Origin of the sequence: Cellulomonas composti (assembly GCF_007990245.1) — a bacterium.
In the GTDB taxonomy this organism is placed as follows: Bacteria; Actinomycetota; Actinomycetes; order Actinomycetales; family Cellulomonadaceae; genus Cellulomonas; species Cellulomonas composti.
Genome location: NZ_BJWG01000008.1, coordinates 171688 through 196756, shown reverse-complemented (window position 1 = coordinate 196756; position 25069 = coordinate 171688). Strand labels below are relative to the sequence as shown.

Annotated in this window: 18 protein-coding genes and 1 pseudogene; 14 read left to right on the top strand and 5 right to left on the bottom strand. The window is 73.3% G+C overall.

From position 1 onward, the window contains the following. Nucleotides 1-188 (bottom strand): annotated as a pseudogene (locus CCO02nite_RS10440) (IS1380 family transposase); the annotation flags it as partial. A gap of 246 nt (nt 189-434) precedes the next feature. On the opposite strand from CCO02nite_RS10440, the gene CCO02nite_RS10435 reads away from it, so the two are divergent. The 6 genes from CCO02nite_RS10435 (at nt 435) to pheA (ending at nt 8380) form a co-directional block, all read left to right on the top strand. Then, nucleotides 435-647 carry a hypothetical protein gene (locus CCO02nite_RS10435; RefSeq protein ID WP_146843070.1) on the top strand — a complete coding sequence of 71 codons (213 nt, stop codon included), beginning with the start codon at nt 435-437 and terminating at the stop codon, nt 645-647. Next, nucleotides 644-997, top strand: a complete 354-nt coding sequence (locus CCO02nite_RS10430) for a DUF4288 domain-containing protein (protein ID WP_246117483.1) — start codon at nt 644-646, stop codon at nt 995-997. Before CCO02nite_RS10435 ends, CCO02nite_RS10430 begins: the two co-directional genes overlap by 4 nt. A gap of 200 nt (nt 998-1197) precedes the next feature. Further along, nucleotides 1198-2022 (top strand): DUF5926 family protein, encoded by an 825-nt coding sequence (locus tag CCO02nite_RS10425; RefSeq protein ID WP_146843068.1) that lies wholly within the window; start codon nt 1198-1200, stop codon nt 2020-2022. Nucleotides 2023-2069: 47 nt separating this feature from the next. Then, on the top strand, nt 2070-2837 hold the full coding sequence (locus CCO02nite_RS10420; RefSeq protein WP_146843067.1) for a glycosyltransferase family 2 protein: 768 nt from the start codon (nt 2070-2072) through the stop codon (nt 2835-2837). 70 nt (nt 2838-2907) lie between these two features. Beyond that, complete coding sequence (locus CCO02nite_RS10415) at nt 2908-7431, top strand: hypothetical protein (protein ID WP_146843066.1); 4524 nt, start codon at nt 2908-2910, stop codon at nt 7429-7431. A gap of 1 nt (nt 7432) precedes the next feature. Beyond that, nucleotides 7433-8380: a prephenate dehydratase gene (pheA, locus tag CCO02nite_RS10410; RefSeq protein ID WP_146843065.1), complete on the top strand. Its 948-nt coding sequence runs from the start codon at nt 7433-7435 to the stop codon at nt 8378-8380. 16 nt (nt 8381-8396) lie between these two features. On the opposite strand, the gene CCO02nite_RS10405 is transcribed toward pheA, so the two are convergent. Together CCO02nite_RS10405 and CCO02nite_RS10400 are read right to left on the bottom strand one after the other, a co-directional pair. After that, a complete protein-coding gene (locus CCO02nite_RS10405) occupies nt 8397-9083 on the bottom strand; it encodes a GntR family transcriptional regulator (RefSeq protein ID WP_186812665.1) in 687 nt (228 codons plus the stop codon). Between the two features lie 152 nt (nt 9084-9235). Then, on the bottom strand, nt 9236-10387 hold the full coding sequence (locus tag CCO02nite_RS10400) for a diacylglycerol/lipid kinase family protein (RefSeq protein ID WP_146843063.1): 1152 nt from the start codon (nt 10385-10387) through the stop codon (nt 9236-9238). Between the two features lie 90 nt (nt 10388-10477). On the opposite strand from CCO02nite_RS10400, the gene serS reads away from it, so the two are divergent. The 7 genes from serS to CCO02nite_RS10365 all read left to right on the top strand — a co-directional run bounded on the left by serS (nt 10478) and on the right by CCO02nite_RS10365 (nt 18237). Next, nucleotides 10478-11758, top strand: coding sequence for a serine--tRNA ligase (gene serS / locus CCO02nite_RS10395; protein ID WP_146843062.1), 1281 nt, complete (start codon nt 10478-10480; stop codon nt 11756-11758). Continuing rightward, complete coding sequence (locus CCO02nite_RS10390; RefSeq protein ID WP_146843061.1) at nt 11755-12543, top strand: HAD family hydrolase; 789 nt, start codon at nt 11755-11757, stop codon at nt 12541-12543. The genes serS and CCO02nite_RS10390 overlap by 4 nt, the downstream gene beginning before the upstream one ends. Nucleotides 12544-12649: 106 nt before the next feature. Beyond that, nucleotides 12650-13654 carry a LacI family DNA-binding transcriptional regulator gene (locus CCO02nite_RS10385; protein ID WP_146843060.1) on the top strand — a complete coding sequence of 335 codons (1005 nt, stop codon included), beginning with the start codon at nt 12650-12652 and terminating at the stop codon, nt 13652-13654. Nucleotides 13655-13841: 187 nt separating this feature from the next. Next, complete coding sequence (locus CCO02nite_RS10380; RefSeq protein WP_146843059.1) at nt 13842-15242, top strand: ABC transporter substrate-binding protein; 1401 nt, start codon at nt 13842-13844, stop codon at nt 15240-15242. A gap of 165 nt (nt 15243-15407) precedes the next feature. Then, nucleotides 15408-16412: a carbohydrate ABC transporter permease gene (locus CCO02nite_RS10375; protein WP_146843058.1), complete on the top strand. Its 1005-nt coding sequence runs from the start codon at nt 15408-15410 to the stop codon at nt 16410-16412. Continuing rightward, nucleotides 16409-17338 carry a carbohydrate ABC transporter permease gene (locus CCO02nite_RS10370; RefSeq protein WP_146843057.1) on the top strand — a complete coding sequence of 310 codons (930 nt, stop codon included), beginning with the start codon at nt 16409-16411 and terminating at the stop codon, nt 17336-17338. Before CCO02nite_RS10375 ends, CCO02nite_RS10370 begins: the two co-directional genes overlap by 4 nt. Before the next feature lie 35 nt (nt 17339-17373). Then, the gene (locus CCO02nite_RS10365) at nt 17374-18237 is read left to right on the top strand and encodes an EamA family transporter (RefSeq protein WP_146843056.1); all 864 of its coding nucleotides are present in this window, start codon (nt 17374-17376) and stop codon (nt 18235-18237) included. Nucleotides 18238-18299: 62 nt separating this feature from the next. Here CCO02nite_RS10365 and CCO02nite_RS10360 read toward each other — a convergent pair whose 3' ends face one another. Both CCO02nite_RS10360 and CCO02nite_RS10355 read right to left on the bottom strand, forming a co-directional pair. Further along, nucleotides 18300-18881 (bottom strand): bacterial proteasome activator family protein, encoded by a 582-nt coding sequence (locus tag CCO02nite_RS10360; protein ID WP_146843055.1) that lies wholly within the window; start codon nt 18879-18881, stop codon nt 18300-18302. 146 nt (nt 18882-19027) lie between these two features. Continuing rightward, nucleotides 19028-19999, bottom strand: coding sequence for an NAD(P)H-quinone oxidoreductase (locus tag CCO02nite_RS10355; protein WP_146843054.1), 972 nt, complete (start codon nt 19997-19999; stop codon nt 19028-19030). A gap of 235 nt (nt 20000-20234) precedes the next feature. Between CCO02nite_RS10355 and CCO02nite_RS10350 the strand changes: the two genes are divergently transcribed. Beyond that, nucleotides 20235-25043, top strand: a complete 4809-nt coding sequence (locus CCO02nite_RS10350) for an ATP-binding protein (RefSeq protein ID WP_146843053.1) — start codon at nt 20235-20237, stop codon at nt 25041-25043. Nucleotides 25044-25069: the final 26 nt, after the last annotated feature.

Sequence of the window (25069 nt, the reverse complement as noted above, 5' to 3'; positions counted from 1 at the left end):
CCCCTCCCTGGTCTTCGCAGCGTGCGCGGCGGCGGTGGCGTAGCTCGAGGTCGGGTAGCTGGCCTCGGCGGGTGTTGGTGACGAACGCGGTGATCCGCATGCCGTCGACGTCCTCGAAACGCAGTTGCGCACCGGGGTGAGGTCGTTCCTTTGCGGACGATGACCCGCATGTCCTTGGGCCAGCTGGAACGCCTCACCGAGGGCCACGTCCAGGCCCGACGCACGGACCGTCGAGGTCAACATCACACCACCGGCCATAGAGACCGCCGACCCGCCGCCGGCATCGACCACGGGACGCGGATAGAACCCGGTACGCTTCTTCACCTGGAAGGTGCTCCTCGAACTGGACTGATCTGACCCTCGACAAGCCATGTCATCCCAGGTCAGGGGCACTTTTCACGTCACCGGCACACCACCGGCCATGAAAGGCCGAGGTGAGGTTCGCCAGGGGTGTCAAGCTCGATGTGAACAACCCAGCGGTGGCGAACCGGGGAATGACCGTTCAGGACTACATCGGCCAGTTCCGCGATGCGAAGGTCCTTCGTGAGTTCCCGGGTGAGTACCTGGACCAGACGGTCGAGCAGGCTTTGAAGGCCGGCGACTCGACCGTGCGAAAGCTCCTGACCGACGGGCGGTGGTCGAGATGAAGAACAGGGACTGGTTCAGCGCGATGCTGCGGATGGTCGTGCTTGTCGAGGGTGTCGGAGCTTCGCGTCGTGTTCGGAGTCTCGTGCTCTTTCGCGCGGCGGATTGGGCTGAGGCGAGGGAGCGGGCTCTGCAGCTGGGTCTGGGAGCCGAACGCTCGTATCCAGGCGGCACCGGCGAGCAGGTGCGTTGGCGTCTGGAGGCGGTCGAGACGATCGATCTCCTTGGCGCGGAGATTGTCGACGGGCGAGAGGTCTACGCGGAGCCCGTGGACCTGGATTTCGGGGAGGCAGTCGCTTTCGACGCCGAGTTCCGGCCCGAGGAGTCAGAACCGGGACAGTCGGGCGTGTAGTGGGGGTTTGCCCACCCGCTTGCGGTCGCTCGTTATCGACACGCTGGCGGCCGCGCTGGGACCTGGCTCTCCTGGCCGCCGTCGGGGCCGTGCGTTCCACGGCCGGGGTTGGCGTCGGGGCTGACGTGTCCGCAGGTGGAGTGGCGGAGTGCAGGGGTCCGCGAGCCGGCCGGACGGCGCCGGCAGGTAGGGTGCGGGGCATGGTCAAGGCAACCTCCGACTTCGTGCTGCGCCCGTTCGAGGGCCTCCCCGGCGAACCCGACTGGGTCGCCCTCAAGGAGGTCGTCCCGGCCGGCACGGCGACCGCGCGCACGACGAAGGAGTACGGCGCCAAGGAGGTCGTCGTCACGACGGCGCTGCCGCAGGCCTGGCCCGCGCTGCATCGCTCCGACGGTGTGATCCTGCTGGCGCTGCAGACGGTCGGCCACTCGGGCGACTCGAGCCGCGACCTCGCCGCCGCGCTGCTCGAGGCGATCGACGCCGAGCCCGGCAGCGCGATCGAGCAGGCAGGTCTGCCCGGGCCTGGCCCGCGCCTGCAGGACGTGCTGGACCTGTCGGTCCCGTTCGAGGTCACGGTCCGCGACACGTTCTCCTACTGGCTGGCCGAGGACGTCGAGCGCACGGCCGACCTCACCGCGGCGATCGAGGAGGCCGACGCCTCCCTCATCGACACGCGCAAGGTCGAGGCCGTGGAGTCGGGTTACTGGTGCCGGATGGGCGCGCGCGAGTTCCTGCGCTGGGCCCGTGCGGAGGACGAGCAGGCGGTGCTCGACGGGCTCGCGCGGCTGCATGCGCGGCGCGCGTCCGGCTTCGACGGCGGGAAGTTCGTCGGCTACTTCCGGTCCAGCGGTCTCGTCGTGCCCGTGTGGGAGCTGCCCCGCGGGACGGAGGCCGAGGACCTCGAGGCGCCGCTGGCGGCGTTCGCTCCGCTGCTCGACGAGGCCGTCGCGTCGACCGAGCCGCTGGACGCGAACGAGCGGCGGGCCCGCGCGGGCCTCGTCGCCCGCCAGGTCACCTTGCGCTGACGGCCCTGCGTACGGCCGGTCACCGCGCGGATCGTTAGGCTGGGCCCGTGACCCCCCCGGCGAAGCCCCGTCAGCGCGTCGCGGTCATCATCCCGGCCAAGGACGAGTCGCGGCGCATCGCGGCGACCGTGCGTTCGGCGAAGGCGATCCCGCACGTCGACCTCGTTCTCGTCGTCGACGACGGGTCCGAGGACGACACCCAGCACGTCGCTCGGGACGCCGGCGCGGTCGTCGTGCGGCACTCGCACAACCGGGGCAAGGCCGCCGCGATGGAGACCGGCGCCGCGGTCGTCGCGATGCGCGACGCACCGGACCGGCTGCCGCGCGTGCTGCTGTTCATCGACGGCGACCTGGGCGAGACGGCCGTCAACACCGCGCCGCTCGTGCCGCCGGTGATCGAGGGCCACACCGATCTCGCGATCGCGCTGCTGCCGCCGCAGCCAGGCGCCGGCGGACGCGGCATCGTCGTGGGCGCCGCGCGCCGCGCGATCACGTCGCTGACGGGCTGGACGCCGACGCAGCCGCTGTCCGGGATGCGCTGCCTGACGCGTGAGGCGTTCGAGGCCGCGACGCCGCTGGCCCGCGGCTGGGGCGTGGAGACGGGCATGACGATCGACCTGCTGCGCAAGGGTTTCCGCGTGGTCGAGGTGCCGTGCGAGCTGCGGCACCGACCCTCGGGCAGCGACCTGCGCGGTCAGCTCCACCGCGCGGCGCAGTACCGCGACGTCGAGATGGCGGTCGCCGCACGGCGCATGCGTGCGGGCGCCGACGTGGTGCAGAGCAAGATCGGGCGCACGCCGCCCACCCACCGCTGACCCGCTGCTGACCCACCGTTGACCTGCTCACAGGTCCGGCGTGCACGGGCGTTCCGCCTACCCTGGGGCGGTGCCTCCCGCCTCGCGTGCGCTCGCGCCGTCGTCGCGCGCCGTCAGCCGCGCCATCACGCGCGCGTCGCGTCGTGCCGTGCAGGCGCTGCTCGCGCTGGTGGCCGCGCTCGGACTCGTCGTGCTGGGCGCGGGGACCGCGCAGGCGGACGACGGCGACGAGCAGCACGACATCGTGCTCGTCGGGGTCGGCGGGCTGCACTGGTCGGACGTCGACCGCCTCGGCACGCCGATGCTCTGGCAGATGGTCGAGCAGGGCTCGGTGGGTTCGGTCTCGGTGCGCACGGTCTCGGCGCCCACGTGCCCGCTCGACGCCTGGCTGACGATCTCCGCGGGCCGGCGCGTGCTGCCCGCGGGCACGGACACGACGAGCGAGCCCGACGCGGAGTCCGACGACCCGTCCGGCTGCGCCGCGCTGCCCGCGGTGACCGGCGACGACGACGGACCCCTGCCCGCGCCGCACGTCGTGGCGGGTTGGGGCGGGCTCGTCGACCCGGCGGACCCCGACGCACCGCCCGGCTCCTACGGCACACCCGGGACGGTCGGCACGCGCGTGGCGGCGGTCGGCGCGTGCTCCACGGCGCTCGGGCCGGGTGCGGGGATCGCGCTCGCCGACGAGAACGGCGCGCTGACCCGCTACGCCCCGACGCTCGGCGCGGTGACGGACACGCAGGTCGCCGTGTGCCCCGTGACCGTGCTGGACGGCGGTGACCTGCCGGCCGACCGGGTGGAGCGCCGGGAGGCGCTCGCGCTTCTCGACGACCAGCTGAACCGCCTGGTCGACGTCGTCGAGGACGGCACGGACGTCGTCGTGGCGGGCATCGCCGACGGCACTGCCGGTGAGGCGGGTCTGCAGGCCGTCGTGCAGTGGCGGGCCGGCGGCGGGCCGATCGGCTGGCTGACGTCCGAGTCGACGCGCCGCCCCGGCATCGTCACGCTGACCGACCTGTCCGCGAGCCTGGTCGCCGCGGCCGGGGGCGACACGGGCGACCTCGACGGTTCACCGGTCGAGGTCGGCTCAGAGCGGCGGATGAGCACCGAGCGCACGGTCGAGAACCGGCGCTACCTCACCGAGATGACGACGATCGCGCCGCACCTGATGCCGCTCGTGCTGACCGTGGTCGCGACGACGGTCGCCGCGGCGCTCGGGGCCGTGGCGTTGCGCCGCCGCCGGCGCGAACAGCCGCCCGCGGCCCTGCGGCGCGTGAGCGTCGCCGTCCTCCTGCTCGGCGCCTGCACGCCCGTGGGCGCGCACCTCGCGGCGCTCTCGCGCTGGTGGGGTGCGCCCGCGCCGCTGTTCTCCGCGACGGCCTGGTGGGGGGTCGCGACGACGGCTGCGGCCCTGGTCGCGTGGCTCGTCTCGCGGCTGCTGCCCCGCGGGCCGTGGCGGCTCGCGTGCGCGACGGCGGCCGTGACCTGGGCCGTGGTGACGGTCGACGGCCTGACCGGGACGGTGCTGCAGCAGGGCTCGATCCTCGGCTCCACCACGACGCTCGGCGCGCGCTACTACGGCTTCGGCAACATGACGTTCGGCGTCTACGCGGCGTGCGCGCTCGTGCTCGCGGCCGCGCTCGGCGTCGGGCTCGCGCACCGTGGCCGCCCTCGCCTCGGGCTCGTCGCGGTGCTGGCCGTCGGTGTCGTCACCGTCGTCGTGGACGGCTGGCCGGCGTTCGGCGCCGACTTCGGCGGCGTTCTCGCGCTGGTGCCGGCGTTCGCGGTGCTGTTCGTCGGGCTCGCGGGACGCCCGCTGACCGCGTTGCGGGGTCTGGGCGTGATCGCGCTCGCCGTCGCCGTCGTCGTCGTGGTCGCGGTCGTCGACTGGGCCCGTCCAGGCCGGCCCACGCACCTCGGGCTGTTCGTGCAGCGGGTCGTCGACGGCGACCTCGTCGGCGTGCTCGCGGGCAAGGCGGCGGGCGCCTGGGCCACCGTCGCGCTGCCGCTCGGCGCGGCCGCCGCCGTGGTCTGCATCGGCATCTGCGTGCTGCTCGTCGGGCCGCAGCGGTGGCGGCCGCCGGTGCTGCGCCGGCTGTACCGGCAGTGGACCGGGCTGCGGCCGCTCGTGCTCTCGACCGTCGTGGTGGCCGTCCTGGGCTCGGTCCTCAACGACTCCGGCGTCGTGGTCGCGGTGGCCGTGCTCGCGACCGCGGGCGTGATCCTGCTCGCCGGCGCGACCGACCACGCCTGGCGGCACCTGCCCGACGACCCCGCGCCCGAACGCGCACCCGTGCACCGGATGCCCGTGGTCGTGCTGGCGGCCGGCGCCGGCGTTCTCGCGGCCGTGCTCGTCGCGACCGTCGTCGTGCCGTTGCCGGCCGCGGTCGCGGGTGACGTGACCAGCGGTGCGGGGGAGTCCGCCGCGCCGGTCGAGGCGCCCGTCGTGCTCGTCGGGACCTCCGGCGTCGACTGGTCGAAGCTGGACCGCACGCTCACCCCGGCGCTGTGGGGTCTGCTGCGCGACGGCGCCCCCGCCGCCGGCGTCACCCCCGGCGTCACGGGACGTAGCAGCCGGTGCGACTCCGCGGGTTGGCTCGCGCTCTCGTCGGGCCGCAACGCCCTCGCGGGCCGGAACGTCGACGGCGAGTGGTCCTGCCTGCCGTGGGACGTCGCCGCCACCGGTGAGGGCGCCGCCGTGACCGGCTGGTCCGACCTCGTCGCGCTGCAGTCGTCCTCCGAGTTCCACCCGCGGCTCGGTGCCCTCGGCGAGACGCTCGCGACCGTCCCGGGCTGCTCGACCGCGGTCGGACCGCGTGCGGCGATCGCGCTCGCGGGCACGGACGGCACGGTCGCGCGCTACCGGACCGTCGACGAGGCGCTCGCGGACCCGGCCGACGCGTTCGCGTGCGGCACGACCGTGGTCGACGCGGGTTCGGCCGTCGTGCCCGTCGCCGAGCCCGACGAGCCGTCCGAGGGCACCCCGACCCCGACCCCGACCCCGTCGCTCGATCCGGAGGTCGCCGCGGCGCAGCGTGAGGCCGAGCGGGAGGCCGCCCGGGTCGCCGCCGAGCAGGCACTGCGCGCGCTCGACGTGACGGTCGGCCGGATCGTGCGCGCTGCTCCGGCCGGCAGCACCGTGCTGGTGGTCGACACGGGCCGGGCGTCGGTCGGGCTGCCCGTGCTCGGCGTGGGCATCGGCGATGCGGATGCCGGCGGCACGCGCTACCTCACGACCCCCGCGACGCGCTGGGTCGGCGTGTTCCGCCTGCTCGACGTCCCGGTCACGCTCCTGGTCCACGCGGGCGCCGACGTGCCCGACGACTTCGCGGGCTCGCCCGTCGTGGCCGGCGAGTCGCGACCCACCGACGTGACCACCGCGGTCGCGCAGCTCGCGGACCTCAGCTCGCGCGACCAGGTGCTGCGTGGCTCGTCGGCGCCCGTCACGAGCACCCCGCTGCTGCTCGCGCTCCTGCTCGTCGTCGGCGCCGCCCTGCTGGGGCCGCGCCTGGCCCGACGTCGCCCCGCGCTCGCGGAGCGGCTGCGCCGGGTCGCCGACGTCGTGCTCCTCGTGCTCGCGGCGCTGCCCGCGGCGCTGTTCCTGCTCACGACGACGTGGTGGTGGCGGCTCGGCGACGGCCGCACCCCGATGTGGATCGCGCTGACCGGGGTCACCGCGGCGCTCGTCGGGGTGGTCGCGCTGGTGCCGCGCCGGCCGCTGACCACGGGTCCCGGCGTGCTCGCCGGGATCACGTTCGGGCTGCTCACGCTGGACGCCGTGCTGGGCACGCCGCTGCACCGCGGCAGCCCGCTCGGGCCGGCCGTGACGCTCGGCGGCCGGTTCTACGGCTTCGGGAACCCCACGTACTCGGTGTACGTCGTCGCGGCGTTCGTCACCGCCGCGGTGCTCGGCGGCTGGCTGCGGGCTCGCGGACGGCGGCTGTGGGGTGCGGCCGCGGCCGCCGTGGTGTGCGGCGTCGCGCTCGTCGTCGACCTGTGGCCCTCGCTCGGCGCCGACGTGGGCGGCGGGCTCGTGCTCGTGCCCGCAGGTCTCGTCGTCGTGCTCGGCGTCGCGGGCGTGCGTGTCACGTGGCAGCGGTTGGTGCTGGCGGGCGCCGCGGGCGTGCTCGTCGTCGGCGTGATCGGCGTGCTCGACTGGATGCGCCCTCCCGCGCAACGGACGCACCTCGGCGTGTTCGTGCAGCGCCTCGTCGACGGCACCGCGTGGGAGACCGTGTGGCGCAAGCTCGGGTACGCCACCGAGTCGCTCGGCGGCGGGTGGATCGCGTGGGTCACGCTCGTCGTGCTGGTGCTCGTGATCGTCGTGCTGTGGCCCGGGTCGCGGCTGCAGCCCGACGCGTGGGTGCGGCTCGAGGCGGCCTGGCCGCTGGCGCGGACCGTGCTCGTCGCACTGCTGGTCGCCGGGATCGCGGGCGGGCTCGTCAACGACTACGGCGTGCGGGTCGCGACCCTCATGCTGGTCGCCGCCGTGCCGCTGTTCGGGATGCTCGGTCTGCGCGCCCGGACCGCGCACTACCCTGCGAGCACGCCCGCGCCCGCGGACCCGCCCGCGAACGCCCAAGACGGGAGCTGACATGCGGTACGCCTACCTGGGCCCGGCCGGCACCTTCACCGAGGCCGCGCTGCGTCAGGTCGTCTCGCCCGACGAGGCGACGTACCTGCCGCAGGTCGACGTCGCCTCCGCGATCGAGGCCGTGCGCGACGGCGTCGCGGACTTCGCCGTCGTCGCGATCGAGTCGACCGTCGAGGGCGGCGTGACCGCGACGCTCGACTCCTTGGCCACGGGCAGCCCGCTCGTGCTGCTGCGCGAGGTCCTCGTGCCCGTGCAGTTCACGCTCGTCGCCGCACCGGGCGTGCGCCTGGAGGACGTGCGGCGCATCTCGGCGCACCCGCACGCGTGGGTGCAGTGCCGGCGCTGGCTCGCCCGCAACCTGCCGCACGTCGTGCACGTGCCCGCGACCTCCAACACCGCACCGGCCGCGCTGATCGCCGCGGCCGTCGCGGAGCGTGCGACGAGCGACCTCGGCTTCGACGCCGCGCTCGTGCCGCCGCCCGCGGTCGGCACCTACGGCCTGGCCGAGCTCGCCACCGACGTGGCGGACAACCCGTCCGCGCTGACCCGCTTCGTCGTCGTCGGGCATCCCGGGCAGGTGCCCGCGCCGACCGGTACGGACAAGACGACGCTCGTTGTACACCTGCCAGACAACGAGGCCGGTGCGCTGCTCGCGATGCTCGAGCAGTTCGCGGTGCGCGGCGTGAACCTGTCCCGGATCGAGTCGCGGCCGATCGGCGACGCGTTGGGCCGGTACTCGTTCTCGATCGACGCCGAGGGTCACATCACCGACGAGCGGATGGGCGAGGCGCTCATGGGCCTGCACCGGCGCTGCCCGTACGTGCGCTTCCTGGGCTCCTACCCGCGCGCCGACGCGATCGCACCGACCGTGCACGTGGGCACGGCCGACGGCGACTTCCAGGGTGCCCGGTCCTGGCTGCAGCGTGTGCGTGCCGGCGGGACGGACTGAGCCCGGAACCAGGACCTCAGCCGACGAGCGCGGCCGCTCCTGCGGCGGCGAGCAGGCGGCGGCCGAGCTGCAGGCAGTAGGCCTGCACCTGGTACCCGACGCCCTCGGCGTCGCCGTCGTCGAGCGCGCCCAGGATCGCGTCGGTGGCTGTACGAATCTCCGGCTCGGAGAAGTACGTCGGGCACAGCGCCTGGAGCCGGCGCTGGTGCGGGGTGAGGTGGCCGATGGTCCGCTGCAGCACGGGGTTGTCGCAGCGCTCGACGAGAAGCGTCAGCACGGCCTGCGCGTCCGCCGCGTCGTGCGGTCCGACACCCGCGCGGTACTCGTCGGCGAGGGCCCGGACGCGGGCGCGGATCGTCGCACGCTCGTCGGGACCCGAGCGCGCGACCGCCAGACGGGCCGCCATGCCCTCGAGCGCGGCGGTGACCTCGAGGATCTGGGCCAGCCGGGCGCCGTCGAGCGGGGCGACGCGCGAGCCGCGGTTGGGCTGGTAGACCAGCAGGTCCTGTTCGCCGAGCCGGCGCATCGCGTCGCGCACGGGGGTGCGGGACACGCCGAGCCACTCGCCGATCTCCTCCTCGCGCACGACCTCGCCCGGCGCGAGGTCACCCGAGACGATCACCGTCAGCAGACGTTCGTACACGACGTCGGCGAGCAGCAGACGGCCCGACTCGACCGCAGTGGTCTGCGTGGGGATCGGCACGGTTCCTCCCTGGGCAAGCCCGCACGCGAGCGGTGCGCGACGCCGTTTCCACGCTAGTGATGCGTGTACGTGTGCATACGGGACCGTCGTCCCTGTCGCGCGGGCGTGCGAGAGGCGTGCTGCGGCGTGCTGCGGCGTGCGAGAGGCGTGCGTCAGGCCTTCGGCACGCGCACGACGAGCGAGCCCGGATCGACCCGCGCGACGACCTCGACCACGCGCCCGACGATGTCCCCGTCGACCTGGGCGTGCTCACCCGCGGGGACGACGACCCGCACCTCGCGTGCCCGGGTGTGGTCGATGCGGCCGATGCCCTTGGTGTTCCCGCCCCGCTTGCCGACGCCCTGCAGCACGACCTCCCCGAGCAGCTGCGCCCAGCCGGCGATGCCCGCGCGCGTGTCGAGCGCCGCGACGTCGAGCCAGCCGTCGTCGAGCACGGCGTCGGGCAGCAGCGTGATGCCGCCCGGCAGGCGTCCGCAGTTGCCGATCAGCAGGCTGCGCAGGCGCGTGGTGGTGACCGGGCGGTCGTCGAGCCGCACGTGCGCGCGGGTGCGCGTGCCGTGCAGGTGCTTGATCCCCGCGACGAAGTAGGCGATCCAGCCCACGCGGGCCTTGAGCTGTTCGTCGGCGTCGGCCACCATCGCGGCGTCGAAGCCGAGCCCGGCGATCACGAGGAACAGGTGGTCGCGGTCGTCCTTCCCGTCGGGCGGGACCCGCGAGCCGCCGCGTTCGGCGTCCTCGTCCTCGTACCGCACGACGCGCAGCCACCCGACGTCGATCGGGCGGTCCTGACCGTCCACGGCGATCTCGAGCGCGACCGCCACGTCGCCGAGCGGCAGGTCGAGGTTGCGCGCGAGCAGGTTGCCCGTGCCCATGGGCAGCAGCGCCATCGGCACGCCGGTGCCGACGAGCCCTTCCGCGACCGCCCGCACCGTGCCGTCGCCGCCGGCGGCGACGACGATGTCGGCACCGCGTTCGACGGCCTCGCGGGCCTGCCCGACGCCGGGGTCCTCGACCGTGGTCTCCAGCCAGATCGGTGCCTCGAGGCCGCGCTCGGCCACCGCGAGCTCGATCGCCGTCCGCAGCTCAGCGGCGTCGGGCTTCGACGGGTTGGCGACGAAAGCGATCCGCAGCCCGTCGTCCTGCACCTGCCGCGCGAGCGCCTGCGCGCGCGGGCTGACCTCGCGCGCGGCCGCCTCGAGCTCGCGTCGCAGCTCGCGCTGGCGGCGTCCGACGACGAGGGCGACGACGAGAGCGGCGAGTGCGAGCACGCCGGCGGCGATCGCCAGCCAGGTCTGCCAGCTCACCGGGTCTCCCACGTCACAGGCGCAATCTACGCGTACGGGACCCGTGAATAGGCGTGCCGGACCGTCGGCAGCCATGGGTAGCCTGCAGGGGTGATCGATCTGAAGCTGCTGCGTGAGGACCCCGACGTCGTACGTGCGAGCCAGGTGGCCCGTGGCGACGACCCGCACCTGGTCGACCAGGTGCTCGACGCGGACGCGCGCCGGCGCTCCGCGCTGACGGAGTTCGAGACGCTGCGCGCCGAGCAGAAGGCGCACGGCAAGAAGGTCGCGCAGGCCCAGGGCGACGAGAAGCACGCGCTGCTCGCGCACGGCAAGCGGCTCGCGGAACGTGTCAAGGAGCTCTCGGCGGAGGCCGAGACGGCGGCGTCGCACGCCGAGGGCCTGGCCCGCCGGATCGGCAACGTCATCGAGGACGGCGTGCCCGCCGGCGGGGAGGACGACTACGTCGTGCTCGAGCACGTCGGCACGCCGCGCGACCTGGCCGCCGAGTACGGCCCGGACTTCGTCGTGCGCGACCACCTCGAGCTCGGCGAGGGCCTGCAGGCCATCGACACCGAGCGCGGCGCGAAGGTCTCGGGCGCGCGGTTCTACTACCTGACGGGGATCGGCGCGCGGCTCGAGCTCGCGCTGCTCAACCTCGCGGTCGACCGCGCGCTGGCCGCCGGCTTCACGCCGGTCATCACGCCGACGCTCGTCAAGCCCGAGGTCATGGCGGGCACCGGGTTCCTGGGCGCGCACGCCGACGAGGTCTACCGCCTCGAGGCCGACGACCTCTACCTCGTCGGGACCAGCGAGGTGGCGCTCGCGGGCTACCACGGCGGCGAGATCCTCGACTTGACCGCGGGCCCCAAGCGTTACGCGGGCTGGAGCGCGTGCTACCGCCGCGAGGCCGGCTCGTACGGCAAGGACACCCGCGGGATCATCCGCGTGCACCAGTTCCACAAGGTGGAGGCCTTCGTCTACACGACGATCGAGGAGGCCTCCGCCGAGCACCGCCGACTCCTGGGCTGGGAGAAGGAGATGCTCGCGCTCGCCGAGCTGCCGTTCCGGGTGATCGACACCGCGGCGGGCGACCTGGGCAGCAGCGCGGCGCGCAAGTTCGACTGCGAGGCGTGGCTGCCCAGCCAGCAGCGCTGGCTCGAGCTGACGTCGACGTCCAACTGCACGACGTTCCAGGCGCGCCGCCTGGGGGTGCGCGAGCGCACCGCCGACGGCGTCGTGCGTCCGGTGGCGACGCTCAACGGGACGCTCGCGACGACGCGCTGGATCGTCGCGCTGCTCGAGAACCACCAGCAGGCCGACGGTTCGGTACGCGTGCCCGAGGCGCTGCGCCCGTACCTGGGCGGCCTGAGCGCGCTGGAACCCGCGTGAGGGGCACGCGCCTGGTGGCGCTCGACGTCGACGGCACGCTGATGACCTACGACGGCGTGATCTCCGACGACGTGCGGGCGGCCGTGACCGCGCTCGTGGACGCCGGGGTGCACGTGGTCCTCGCGACCGGCCGCGGTGCGCACTCGGCCGTACCGGTGGCGTTCGAGCTCGGCCTGTCCGACGCGTACGTGGTGTGCTCGAACGGCGCCGTCACGGTCCGGCTCGACGGCGACTCGTTCGACGTGGTCGACGCCGTCACGTTCGACCCCGGCCCCGCGCTGCAGGCGATCGCGCTCGAGATGCCGGACGCGCTGTGCGCCGTGGAGGACCTTGGTACCGGCTACCGCGTCTCGGCGCCGTTCCCGTCCGGTGAGCTGACGGGCGAGATCAGCGTCGTGCCGTTCGACGAGCTGATCGCCCAGCCGGCCACCCGCGTCGTGATCCGCGCACCTGGCGTGGAACCCGAGGAGTTCAGCGCGCTCGTCGAACGCGTGGGCCTGCACGAGGTGGAGTACGCGATCGGCTGGACCGCGTGGCTCGACCTCTCGCCGCACGGCGTGTCCAAGGCGACGGCGCTCGAGGAGGTCCGTCGTCGGCTCGGGGTCGAGCCGTTCGCGACCGTCGCGGTCGGCGACGGCGGCAACGACCTGCAGATGCTGCAGTGGGCCGCGCGCGGCGTCGCGATGGGTCACGCGAGCGCCGCGGTGCGGGCCGTGGCCGACGAGGTGACGGGCACGATCGAGGACGACGGCGTGCTGTCGATCCTGCGCGACCTGCTGCCGTGAGCGTCGACGGACCGGGTTCGTCGTGACCGTCGGGACGCCCGGCGGGGCGTAGCGCGCTCGTCGAGCGCCGCGGGTGCGGACGGCCCGCCGTGCCACACTGCGCGGTATGGGCCACGGCATCGAGGACGTCGCTCGGGCGGCCGGCGTCTCGACCGCGACGGTCTCCCGCGCGCTGCGCGGCCTTCCGCACGTCACCGACGCCACGCGGGAGCGGGTTCGCCTCGCCGCCCTCGAGCTCGGCTATGTCGCGACGCCGTCGGCCCGGTCGCTCGCCACGGGCCGGACCCGCACGATCGGGCTGCTCCTGCCGTGGGTGAGCCACTGGTTCTTCGCGAACGTCGTCGAGGGGGCGGAGCGCACGCTGCGCGAGCACGACCACGACGCGCTGCTCTACACGTTCGACGTGTTCGAGCGCGGGCCGCGGCGACGCGTCGAGACCCACGTGCTGCGGGGGCGCGTCGACGGGATCCTCGTGGTCGGGCTGCCGCTCGAGCCCGAGGAGATCGTGGACCTCGACGCCCTGGTCCGGCCGCTGGTGTTCGTCGGGAGCGGTCCCGGTGACCGGTGCACGATCCGGGTCGACGAGCAGGAGGTCTCGCGGATCGCGGTCGATCACCTCATCGGGCTGGGGCACCGTCGCATCGGGCACGTGACGGGACACCCCGACGACGTCAGCCCGTGGTCGGCCGGCGTGCTGCGTACGCGGGCCTGGCGGGACGTGATGGGCGCCACGGGCCTCACGGCGGACGCGCTGGCCTACGGCAACTTCGACGTCGGGGGTGGCCGTGCGGCGGCGCACGAGCTGCTGACCCGGCACCCGGACGTGACCTCGGTGTTCGTGACCTCCGACGAGATGGCGATGGGCGTCATCGCGGCGGCGCGGGACCGCGGGCTGCGGGTCCCCGAGGACCTGTCGGTGATCGGTGTCGACGGGCACGAGCTCGGCGAGGTCGTCGCGCTGACGACCGTCGCGCAGGACGTGCACGCGCAGGGCGTGCTGGCGGCGCGGCTCGTGCTGGCGCAGATCGCGGGCGAGGAGGTGCCGCAGCGGGTCACGCCACAGGTGCGGCTCGTCCTGCGGGGGTCGACGGCTCCTCCTCGGGACCGCTGAGCCGAGCGACACGTGTCACCTGCGTGGACGCGGGTCGTCGGAGGCGGTCGTGACCGGATTGTGACGTTGTTGTTGTCTGCAAGGCGTTGCACGCAGTGTCCGTAAGCGCTTGCATGGCCTTCACAGGACCCGACGGAGAGCCCTGGCGGCTCTCCGGGTCTGCCGACCGACGAAGCGGAGTGACTCGATGACGAGCGTGCGTAGGCGACGTGTGTTTGCAGCAGCAGCGACGGGTGCCGCACTGGCCCTGGTGCTGACGGCGTGCGGAGGCAACGACGACCCCGAGCCCGGGGCGACCGGCGACGGCGACGGCGGAGACGCCGACTGTGCGGCCTACGAGCAGTACGGCGACCTGAGCGGGAAGACGGTGACGGTCTACACGTCGATCGTCTCCCCGGAGGACCAGCCGCACATCGACTCGTACAAGCCGTTCGAGGAGTGCACGGGCGCGACCATCAGCTACGAGGGCTCGAAGGAGTTCGAGGCCCAGCTGCTGGTCCGTCTCGAGGCCGGTAGCGCGCCGGACATCGCGTACATCCCGCAGCCCGGCCTGCTGCAGACGATCGTGCAGGACTACCCCGACACCATCGTCCCGGCGTCCGAGGGCACCTCGGCGAACGTCGACGAGTTCTTCAGCCCCTCGTGGAAGACGTACGGCTCGGTCGACGGCACGTTCTACGCCGCGCCGCTCGGCGCGAACGTCAAGTCGTTCGTCTGGTACTCGCCGAAGCAGTTCGAGGCCAACGGGTACGACATCCCCGAGACGTGGGACGACCTCATCGCGCTCTCCGACAAGATCGTCGCGGACCACGGCGCCGACGGCGCCAAGCCGTGGTGCGCGGGCATCGGCTCGGGCGACGCGACGGGCTGGCCGGCCACCGACTGGCTCGAGGACATGGTGCTGCGCACCGCCGGCGGTGACGTCTACGACAAGTGGATCACCAACGACGTGAAGTTCAACGACCCGCAGATCGCCACCGCGCTCGAGAAGGTCGGCGAGATCCTGCGCAACCCGGACTACGTCAACGGCGGACTCGGCGACGTCAGCTCGATCGCCGCGACCACCTTCCAGGACGGCGGCCTGCCGATCCTCGCCGAGGACGGCAAGGACCCGCTGTGCTACATGCACCGGCAGGCCTCGTTCTACGCGGCCAACTGGCCCGCGGGGACGAACGTGGCCGAGGACGGCGACGTCTTCGCCTTCTACTTCCCGGGCCTCGACGCGGGTACGCGTCCGGTCCTCGGCGGCGGCGAGTTCGTCGCGGCGTTCTCCGACCGGCCGGAGGTCGCCGCGTTCCAGGCGTTCCTCGCCAGCCCGGAGTGGGCCAACGCGAAGGCCGTCTCGACGCCGAACGGCGGCTGGGTGTCGGCGAACTCGGGTCTCGACCCCAAGAACCTCGTCTCGCCGATCGACCAGCTGTCCGCCACGATCCTCGGCGACACGACCCAGGAGTTCCGGTTCGACGCGTCCGACCTGATGCCCGCCGCCGTCGGCGCCGGGTCGTTCTGGACGCAGATGACCGCCTGGATCGCCGAAGGCAAGTCCGACGCCGACGTGCTCGACGCCATCCAGGCGTCGTGGCCCTGACAGGTCCGGCACGACCCTGATGCCCTGACCGCGGTGGGCCGGTAACGTCCGGCCCACCGCGGTGCATCGGCGCCCCGCGGAACTTCCGTGGGGCGCCCGGGTGTACCCCGGCCGGCCACGCGGTCGGCCACCTGGTCGGCACGGCAGCGAAGCGGAGGACTGACGGTGGACTGGTTGCTGCACGCGGACACCACGGGCGAGAAGCTCGTCCTGATGGTGGTCGCGGTCCTGATGTTCGTGGCCGTGATGGGGTTGATCCTCTTCGCGACCGATCGCATCCGATCGTTGCCCCCGTGGGTCGTGGGGGTGATCTTCGTGACCCCCGTCGTCCTCGCGCTCGGGTTCGGGCTCGTGTACCCGGCGATCGAGACGATCAAGGAGTCGTTCTACGACCGCAGCGGCGCCTTCGTCGGGCTCGACAACTACGTCGCGGCGTTCACGCGGGACGAGTTCCAGGTCGTCCTGCGCAACACGGCGGTCTGGGTCGTCGTCGTACCGCTCGCGTCCACCGCGATCGGGCTGCTCTACGCGGTGCTCGTCGACCGCGCGCGGTTCGAGAAGTTCGCCAAGACCCTGATCTTCCTGCCGATGGCGATCTCGCTGGTCGGTGCGTCGATCATCTGGAAGTTCGTCTACGCCTACCGTCCCGTGCTCGAGGGCGTCCCGGCGGAGAACCAGCCGAACCAGATCGGCCTGCTCAACCAGATGCTCGTGTGGTTCGGTCTCGAGCCGCAGCAGTGGCTCATCAACTCGCCCGCCAACACGTACTTCCTCATCGTCGTGATGGTCTGGATCCAGGCCGGGTTCGCGATGACGATCCTCGCGGCCGCGATCCGGGCGATCCCCACCGACATCGTCGAGGCCGCACGGCTCGACGGGCTCGGGGGCACGCGGATGTTCCGGTACATCACCGTGCCGAGCATCCGGCCCGCACTCGTCGTCGTGATCACGACGATCGCGATGGCGACGCTCAAGGTCTTCGACATCGTCCGCACCATGACGGGCGGCAACTTCAACACGTCCGTCGTGTCCTACGAGTTCTACCGGCAGAGCTTCGTGCAGCGGAACACCGGTCTCGGCGCCGCGCTCGCGGTGATCCTGTTCGTGCTCGTCATCCCGATCGTCGTCTACAACGTCCGCCAGATGCGCCGAGCCGAGGAGATCCGATGAGCGCCGTCTCGAGCGAGCTGACCATCGACGACGGCACGCCCAAGGGCAGTGCCATCGACCGGCTCGACGCCCGGGCTGCCAAGGCCCGGCGCGGCCTCGGGTCCGTGGGGGCCTCGTCCATCGCGATCGTGCTGGCGATCCTGTGGACCATCCCGACCTTCGGGCTGCTGATCACCTCGATCCGGCCGCAGGCCGACATCCAGACCTCCGGATGGTGGACGTGGTTCAGCTCGCCGTCGTTCACCTCGGAGAACTACCACGAGGTCCTGACCGGGTCGACGACGAACTTCTCCACCTTCTTCGTCAACTCGTTCGTCATCACGATCCCGTCGGTGCTGATCCCCATCACCCTCGCGCTGCTCGCCGCGTACGCGTTCGCCTGGATCCCGTTCAAGGGCCGCGAGATCCTGTTCGTCGCGGTGTTCGCGCTGCAGGTGGTGCCGCTGCAGATCGCCCTGATCCCGCTGCTCACGCAGTACGTCCGGTGGGGGCTCAACGGCACCTTCTGGACCGTGTGGCTCTCGCACACGATCTTCGCGCTGCCCCTGGCGATCTTCCTGCTGCACAACTTCATGAAGGACGTGCCCCGCTCGCTCGTGGAGGCGGCTCGGGTCGACGGCGCCGGTCACGTGCGGATCTTCTTCACCGTCATGCTGCCCCTGCTCGTCCCGGCGATCGCGTCCTTCGCGATCTTCCAGTTCCTGTGGGTGTGGAACGACCTGCTCGTCGCGCTCACGTTCGCGGGCGGGAGCAAGAACGTCGCACCGCTGACCGTGCGTCTCGCCGAGCTCGCGGGCACCCGCGACGACCAGTGGCACCTGCTGTCCGCGGGTGCGTTCGTCGCGATGGTCGTCCCGGTGATCGTGTTCCTCGCCCTGCAGAGGTACTTCGTCCGCGGTCTGCTGGCGGGTTCGGTCAAGGGCTGACGGCGGGTCGGACCGGCGCCCCCTAGCCTGGGCGGGTGCCGGCACCCCTGCTGTTCGTGCTCTCGGGCCTGACGCAGTACGTCGGTGCGGCCGTCGCGGTCGACCTGTTCGGCCGGCTCGCTCCGACGACCGTCGCGTGGCTGCGCGTCGCCGTCGCGGCGCTCGTGCTCGTCGCGTGGCGTCGCCCCTGGCGGACCCGGTCGTGGTGGACCTGGCCGGCGCTGCGCACGGCGGCGGTGTTCGGCGTCGTGCTCGCGATGATGAACCTCTCCTTCTACGTCGCGATCGACGCCCTGCCGCTCGGTACGGCGGTGGCGCTCGAGTTCGCCGGCCCGGTCGCGGTCGCCGCGGTCACGGGCCGCGGTTGGCGGGAGCGCGTCGCGATCGCGATCGCCGCGCTCGGCGTGGTCCTGCTCGCGGGTGTGAGCCTCGACGCCGGTCCTGACGCCGTGCGCGGCCTCGTCGCGATCGCCGTCGCCGCGGCCTGCTGGGCCGCGTACATCCTGCTCGGCCGCCGGGTGGCCACGGCGACCACCGGTGGCCTGACCGGTCTGACCGTCGCCATGAGCGTCGGCGGGCTCGCGTTCGCCCCCTTCTTCGCCGCCGGCGCCGCGCCCGTGCTGCACGACTGGCAGCTCGCGCTCGCGATCCTCGTCATCGCGGTGTGCTCGTCGGTGGTCCCGTACGGCGTCGAACAGGTCGTGCTGCGCCGGGTGCGGCCCGCAACCTTCGCGGTGCTGCTCGCACTCCTGCCCGCGACCGCCGCCGTCGTCGGCGCCGTGATGCTGCAGCAGGTTCCGCACGGCCTCGAGGTCGTCGGCCTCGTCCTGGTGTCCGGCGCGATCGCCCTGACCGCCCGCGTCGCCGACGCACCCGAGGAAGCCCCACCCCCCGCCTGAGCGAGGTCCGTGCGCGCGGCGTCGTGCGAGGGGTCGCGCTCGAGGTCGCGCAAGTGGTCGCGCTAGAGGTACTGCCCCGTGCCCTCCGTCGTCCCGCCGGCCTCGGCGGAGCCCGGCGGGACGGACGTCAGCCGCATCCCGGGTGCCGATCCCGGCGGCAGCGCCCGCCGCGTCTGGGAGAGCTGCGCCTGCGACATCATCTGCTGCGCGACGAGCGCCGTCTGGATGCCGTGGAACAGCCCCTCCAGCCACCCCACGAGCTGGGCCTGCGCGATCCGCAGCTCGGCGTCGGACGGCGCCTCGTCGGCGACGAACGGCAGCGTGATGCGGTGCAGCTCCTCGACGAGCTCGGGCGAGAGGCCCTCCTCGAGCTCGGTGAGCGAGCGTTCGTGGATCTCGGCGAGCCGCACGCGCGCGGCCTCGTCGAGCGGTGCCGAGCGCACCTCGTCGAGCAGCTGCTTGATCATCGTCCCGATCCGCATCACCTTCGCGGGCTGCGCGACCATCCCGACGACGTCCTCCTCGGGCGGGGGCGCGTCGTCGGACGAGGGCTCGGGAGCGCCCGTGGGGATCACGACGACCCGGGGGTGCGCGTCGTCGCTCGCGGACGGGGAGGAGCCCTGCGGCTCGTGCTCGGTTGTCACTCCCGCATTGTGTCCGACGAGCACGGGTCCGACGAGCGTGACGGCGACGAGCGCGGGTCCGACGAGCGTGACTGCGACGAGCGAGGGTCCGACGAGTGTGACTGCGACGAGCGCCGCGAACGCGTGGACGGCATCCGCCGCACGCGTCAGGGGATCAGGACCAGCTTGCCGAAGACGTCGCCGGAGTCGAGGAGTCGGTGCGCCTCACCCGCCTCGGAGAGCGGGAGCCGCGCATGCACCAGGCCGCGAACGCGATGCGCGGCGACGAGCGGCCACGCGTGCGCGCGGACGCCGGCGACGATCCGCGCCTTGTCGTCGGGCTCGCGCGACCGGAGCGTGGTCGTCACGACGCGACCCCGCCGAGCCATCAGCGCGCCCAGGTCGAGCGTGCCGCGCCGACCCTGCTGCAGGCCGATCACCATGAGCCGACCGCCCGTGGCGAGCATGCGGACGTTGTCCTCGAGTCCGCCGGCGCCCAGCACGTCCAGGATGACGTCGACGCCGCGACCGTCGGTCGCGGCGAGCACGCGGTCGGCGAGTCCGTCCTCGCGGTGGTCGAACACCTCGGCGCCGAGCGATGCGACGCGCGCGACCCGGCTCGGACCGCCCGCGGTCGCGAGCACGCGCAGCCCGAGTGCGGCAGCGAGCTGCACCGCGACGGTCCCGATGCCGCCGGACCCCCCGCGGACCAGGATCGACTCGCCCGCCCGCGCACCGGCCTCGTCCAGGTTCGACCACGCGGTCGCGAGCGCCTCCGGCAGCGCCGCCGCCTCGTCGTCGGCGACGTCGTCAGGTACGACGAGCGCGAGGTCCGCGGGCACGACGACCTGCTCGGCGTACCCGCCGCCCGCCAGCAGGGCCGCCGCGCGCATGCCCGGCGCCCAACCGTGGACGCCGGCGCCGACCGCGCGCACGACGCCCGCGACCTCGAGGCCGGGCCACTCCGGCGCCCCCGGCGGCGGCGGATAGTGCCCGGCTCGCTGCAGGAGGTCGGCGCGGTTCACACCCGCGGCGCGCACGTCGAGCACCAGCTCACCCGGTCCGGGCTCCGGATCGGGCATGATCGCGACCGTCAGGACGTCGGGACCGCCCGGCCCGGTGATGACGACGGCGCGCACGAGCGCACCATAGTCCGTCGCGAGTCTGCGCTCGACGCGCCGTTTTGCACAGACGTGTACCCAAACGTCGTATCCCTGGGGGTGAGGTCCATGGCAAACTCTGCGGCGGGCTAATGGTCTCGTGTCCAGAAGCCGATAGCAGGCGAACAGGGGACCACTGGCTGTGGTCCTCTCGCGGGCCCGGCCGGTCGGGTTCGGTGGTGACACCCACTGTCGGGTGAGGGAAGGGATCGACATGCTGCGACGGCTAGGCATCCGCGCCAAGGTCATGGCCGTACTGGCCGTGCCCATGCTCGTCCTCGTGTTCGCCGGTGTGTACATCTCCGCGACCTCGATCCAGGACCTGCAGGCCGCCCAGGCCACGCAGCAGGTGACCAGGACCCTGCAGGCGTACATGCCGCTCGGCCAGGCGCTCGACAACGAGTACGTCACCTCGATGACGACCGACGATCCCGAGACGATCGCGGCAGCGCAGGCGCTGACCGACGAGGCGCTCGAGCAGGTGCGTGACTACACGGCGGACCTCGACCTCAGCCGGTTCCCCGACACGCTCGTGGAGCAGTTCGAGCGCGTGCAGGGCTACTACGAGACCGCACTCGCCGACGCTCGTGCGGCCGCAGAGGCCCCGCAGGCACGCTCGGTGATCGACGCGAACTTCACGACGATCGAGAAGGGCCAGCTCGAGCTGGTCGCCCAGCTCGAGGAGACGTTCAGCAACCGTGAGATCGCCGCGGCGGTCGACGGCTACCTGCAGCTCTCGGAGACCTCGACGAGCCTGGTCAGCGAGCTCCTGTTCGGCCTGAGCATGATGAGCGGCTCCTACAGCCCCGCGATCGGTGACTCCTACCTCGAGCAGGTGCGCGTCGTCGAGGCGAACCGTGCCGAGGCCGGCACCGCGCTCGCCCGCATCGGTGGCGTCGAGCTCGAGATGCCGCCGTACCAGCCGTCGTCCGCGTTCATCGCGATGCGTACGCGACTCGGTGAGGGCACGCTCGAGTCGATCCAGCAGGTCGACCCGGCGGCGTATGCGGCTGAGGTCGACACCCAGACCACGCAGCTCGTCGACCTGTCCGGTCAGGCGATCGGCGAGGCGCAGCGACTCGCCGACGCCGACGCGTCCGAGGCCGCGACCCGAACCCTGATCACGATCGCTGCGACCACGCTCGCCGCCCTCCTGTCCCTGCTGCTCGCGCTCGTCGTCTCGCGGTCGATCGTCGTCCCGCTGCGACGCCTGACCTCCGCGGCCTCCGACGTCCGCGAGAAGCTGCCCCGCATCGTCGAGCAGGCCGCGACGCCGGGTGAGATGCCCGACGTGCAGCTCGAACCGATCCCCGTGCGTTCGCGCGACGAGGTCGGCCGACTGGCCCAGGCGTTCAACTCGATGAACGCGACCACGATCAACGTCGCACGTGAGCAGGCCGCCCTCCGCGGTTCGATCGCTGAGATGTTCGTCAACGTCGCCCGCCGCGACCAGGTGCTCCTCAACCGCCAGCTGTCGTTCATCGACTCGCTCGAGCGTTCCGAGGAAGACCCGAACACGCTCGCGAACCTGTTCCGCCTCGACCACCTCGCGACCCGGATGCGTCGAAACGCGGAGTCCCTCCTCGTGCTCGCCGGCATCGACTCCGGTCGACGCCTGCGCGACGCCATGCCGCTGTCCGACGTGATCCGTACCGCGTCCTCCGAGATCGAGCAGTACGACCGGGTCGAGCTCGACCTGCAGGTCGACCCGCACATGCTCGGGTTCAACGCCCTGGGCGCTGCCCACCTGCTCGCGGAGCTGCTCGAGAACGCGACCGTGTTCTCCGAGCCCGAGACGCCGGTCACGGTCACCACGGGTGTCTCCGGCCAGTTCGTCGTCGTCCGGATCCGTGACCACGGCCTGGGCATGACCGACGCCGAGCTCGAGGCCGCGAACTCCAAGATCGTCGCGACCGGCGCGAGCGACTCGCTCGGCGCGCAGCGCCTCGGCCTCTTCGTCGTCGGCCGCCTCGCCCAGCGCCTCGGCGCGGCCGTGCGGCTCGACAAGGCCCAGGGCGGTACGGGTACCGACACGACCGTCATGTTCCCCGCGGCACTGTTCGCCGCGACCGACTCGCCCGCCGACTACGCGCCGGCCCAGTCCGTCGAGCAGGAGCTCGCGATCGCCGCGACCGACGCGCCCGAGGTTGCGCCCGTCGACCTGGCCGCGCTCACCGACGGTGAGACCGAGCACGGTCTTCCGCGTCGCCGCCGCGAGGCCGGCGAGCCCGAGGCCGGCCCGGTGCCGATCGCGACGATGGGCGCCCTGCCCCAGCGTGGCGACGGTCTGCCCGCCCGTCCGCGCAAGACGTTCGACGAGGACAAGATCGTCCTTCCCGAGGCGGTGACGCCGACCCTGTCGCCCGACCTGTCGACGTCCGCCGGCGAGTGGAGCCCCGCCGCGCTCGAGCCCACCACGAACACAGGTCTCCCCAGCCGTACGCGTGCCGCGACCTCCGCCTGGCAGGCGCCGCAGGCTGAGCCGGCGACGCCCGCGACCCCCGCGTCGCCGGCCGCACGCGCCGGTCTGTTCTCCGGCTTCCGTGGACGCAACGTCGCCGACGACGAGGCCGCGTCGACCGCCGTCGACCCGGTGCGTGCGCCGTGGATGACGCTGGGTGCCGACGGTCTGCCGAACAACCCGATGGTCGTGCCGGCGCTGGCCGACGACGACGACGAGTGGGCACCGACCGGCCCCGCCGAGCCGACCGAGCCCGGCGAGCCCGTCGTGGACGAGCTCGTCGTCCCGGCGCTCGAGGACGACGAGCCCAGCTCCCCTGCGCACGCCGACGCCACCGGTTCGGACGACGGTCTCGACGAGAACGGCGAGTACGAGCCGGTCGCGTTCGAGGCCCCGGCCGACGAGCCCACGTTCGTCGCGGAGCAGAGCCTCGACGCGGAGCCCGTGCTCGCGCCCGAGCCGGTCGCCGACGAGGTCGCCCCGGTTGCCGAGACCGAGGACGAGACGCCGTCGTTCGGCGCCGCAGCCGCGGCGGGTGCCGCTGCTGCCGGTGTGTTCGGTGGCTTCCGCCGTCGCTCGGCCGACCCGGCGAACGACGGGACGCCCGTCCAGCCGAGCTCCTACGAGCCCACGCCGTTCGAGGCCGCCGCCTTCGAGGCCGCGACCGAGTCCGCCGCCGCGTCGGCGTACGAGCCGTCGGCGTACGAGCCGACGCCGCTCGAGTCGACGCCGCTCGAGTCGGCCGCCTTCGAGCCCGCTGCGTTCGAGCCCGCCGCGTACGAGCCCGCAGCGTTCGAGCCTGCCGCGTACGAGCCCGCTGCGTTCGAGCCCGTCGCTGACGAGCACGCCGCGTTCGAGCAGGCGACGGACGAGTCTGCTGCGTTCGAGCAGGCCGCCTACGGGGCCGCGGTCGAGCCCGCCGCGTACGAGCCCGCCGCGTACGAGCCCGCCGAGGCCGAGCCCGTTGCGTACGAGCCCGCCGAGGTTGAGCCCGCTGCGTACGAGCCCGCCGCGTACGAGCCCACCGAGGTTGAGCCCGCTGCGTACGAGCCCGCCGCGTACGAGCCCGCCGCCTTCGAGGCAGCTGCACCGGTCGTCGAGGAGCCCGAGGCCGTCGCGCCGTGGGAGCCCGTCGCGGCGCAGGCAGCCGTCGTCGAACCGGCGCCGGTCGCCTACACCGCGTACAGCGGCTACTCCGGCTGGGTCGCCCCGGCCGCGGTGAACCCGACCGCGTCGTTCGACTTCGAGCGCAGCCTCGACGAGGCCCGCGCGTGGCACACGGGGGCTCAGGCCGTCGTCGCACAGCCGGTCGAGTCCGCCCCGGTCGTCGAGTCCGCCCCGGTCGTCGAGCCCGAGCCCGTCGCCGTGGCTGAGCCGGAGCCTGTGGACGCCGGCTGGCAGCCGCCGACCTGGGAGACGCCCTCCTGGGCGCTCGAGGCCGAGCCGGTCGCGGAGCAGGTCGTCGAGCCGGTCGTCGAGCAGCACGTCGAGGCGCCGGTGGACTTCGCGGAGCCCGTCGTCGAGACGCCCGCGCTCGAGGAGACCTTCGCCGACCAGGTCGACGAGCCGGTCATCCCCGCGCTCGAGGAGGAGTCGGGCCCGGTCTGGGCCGAGACCTCGCCCTCGTGGGGTGCCCCGGCGTGGCCGTCGCTGGCCGAGACCGAGGCCGAGCAGACGCAGCTCTTCTCGCCGGTCGAGGCCGCCGAGGCCGCGGGCGAGCCCGCCCCGGTCGCCGAGTACGCGCCTGACGCCGAGTACGCGCCGGTTGCCGAGTACGCGCCTGTCGCCGAGCAGCCCGTCGTCGAGCAGCCGCTCGTCCAGGCCCCCGTGGCGCAGCCCGCCTGGGAGTCCACGCCTTCGCTCGGTTTCGGAGCGACCGGCCTGAGCCGCGCGCCGGAGCCCGAGGCCCCGGTCGACGAGCCCAAGCGCAAGCGGTTCGGCCTGTTCGGTCGCAAGAAGTCCGACGCGGCACCCGTGCCGGCCTCCGCCTACACGCCGATGACGGAGCAGTCCGTGCCGGCGCCCGCCCCGAGCCCGGAGATCGTGCGCACGTCCGCGTGGGCGCAGTCGACCGAGCCCGCCGTGGCGGAGCCGAGCTGGACGGCCCCCTCCTGGAACGCACCGGAGCCCGCTGCTGCGGCGCCCGCTGCCCCCGTCGCGACTGGCTGGAACGCACCGGAGTGGGCTCGACCCGCCTCCGGCGCGCACCCCACGGTCGACGTCCCGAACCCCGCGGTCCCGCCGTCGGTCGCCCCCCGTATCGGGACGCTCGACGACTCGGTCGCGGCCATGCTGGCGATGCGCTCCGACATCCAGGAGCAGGCACTCTCCGAGCTGAGCCAGCTCTCGTCGTACCGGCCGGCCGCGAACCGTGCGGGCGGGAACCTGACGAAGCGTGTCCCGACTGCGATGCCCGCGCCCGAACCTGAGCCGGACTCGTCTGCCGCACCGGTCCAGCGCGACGCGAACGAGCTCCGCTCGCGACTGTCGAGCTTCCAGTCCGGAACGTCGCGTGGCCGTCAGGCCGCCGGCGACCCGGCCGACCCGTCGAACCCCTCGTGATCCCCACGATCGCCCCCGAAGTGGGG

What these genes read in the sequence shown, in the direction of transcription:
- CCO02nite_RS10430 (WP_246117483.1), top strand. Translation starts at nt 644, where the DNA reads ATGAAGAACAGGGACTGGTTCAGCGCGATGCTGCGGATGGTCGTGCTT.
- CCO02nite_RS10425 (WP_146843068.1), top strand. Translation starts at nt 1,198, where the DNA reads ATGGTCAAGGCAACCTCCGACTTCGTGCTGCGCCCGTTCGAGGGCCTC.
- pheA (WP_146843065.1), top strand. Translation starts at nt 7,433, where the DNA reads ATGCGGTACGCCTACCTGGGCCCGGCCGGCACCTTCACCGAGGCCGCG.
- CCO02nite_RS10385 (WP_146843060.1), top strand. Translation starts at nt 12,650, where the DNA reads ATGGGCCACGGCATCGAGGACGTCGCTCGGGCGGCCGGCGTCTCGACC.
- CCO02nite_RS10380 (WP_146843059.1), top strand. Translation starts at nt 13,842, where the DNA reads ATGACGAGCGTGCGTAGGCGACGTGTGTTTGCAGCAGCAGCGACGGGT.
- CCO02nite_RS10370 (WP_146843057.1), top strand. Translation starts at nt 16,409, where the DNA reads ATGAGCGCCGTCTCGAGCGAGCTGACCATCGACGACGGCACGCCCAAG.
- CCO02nite_RS10350 (WP_146843053.1), top strand. Translation starts at nt 20,235, where the DNA reads ATGCTGCGACGGCTAGGCATCCGCGCCAAGGTCATGGCCGTACTGGCC.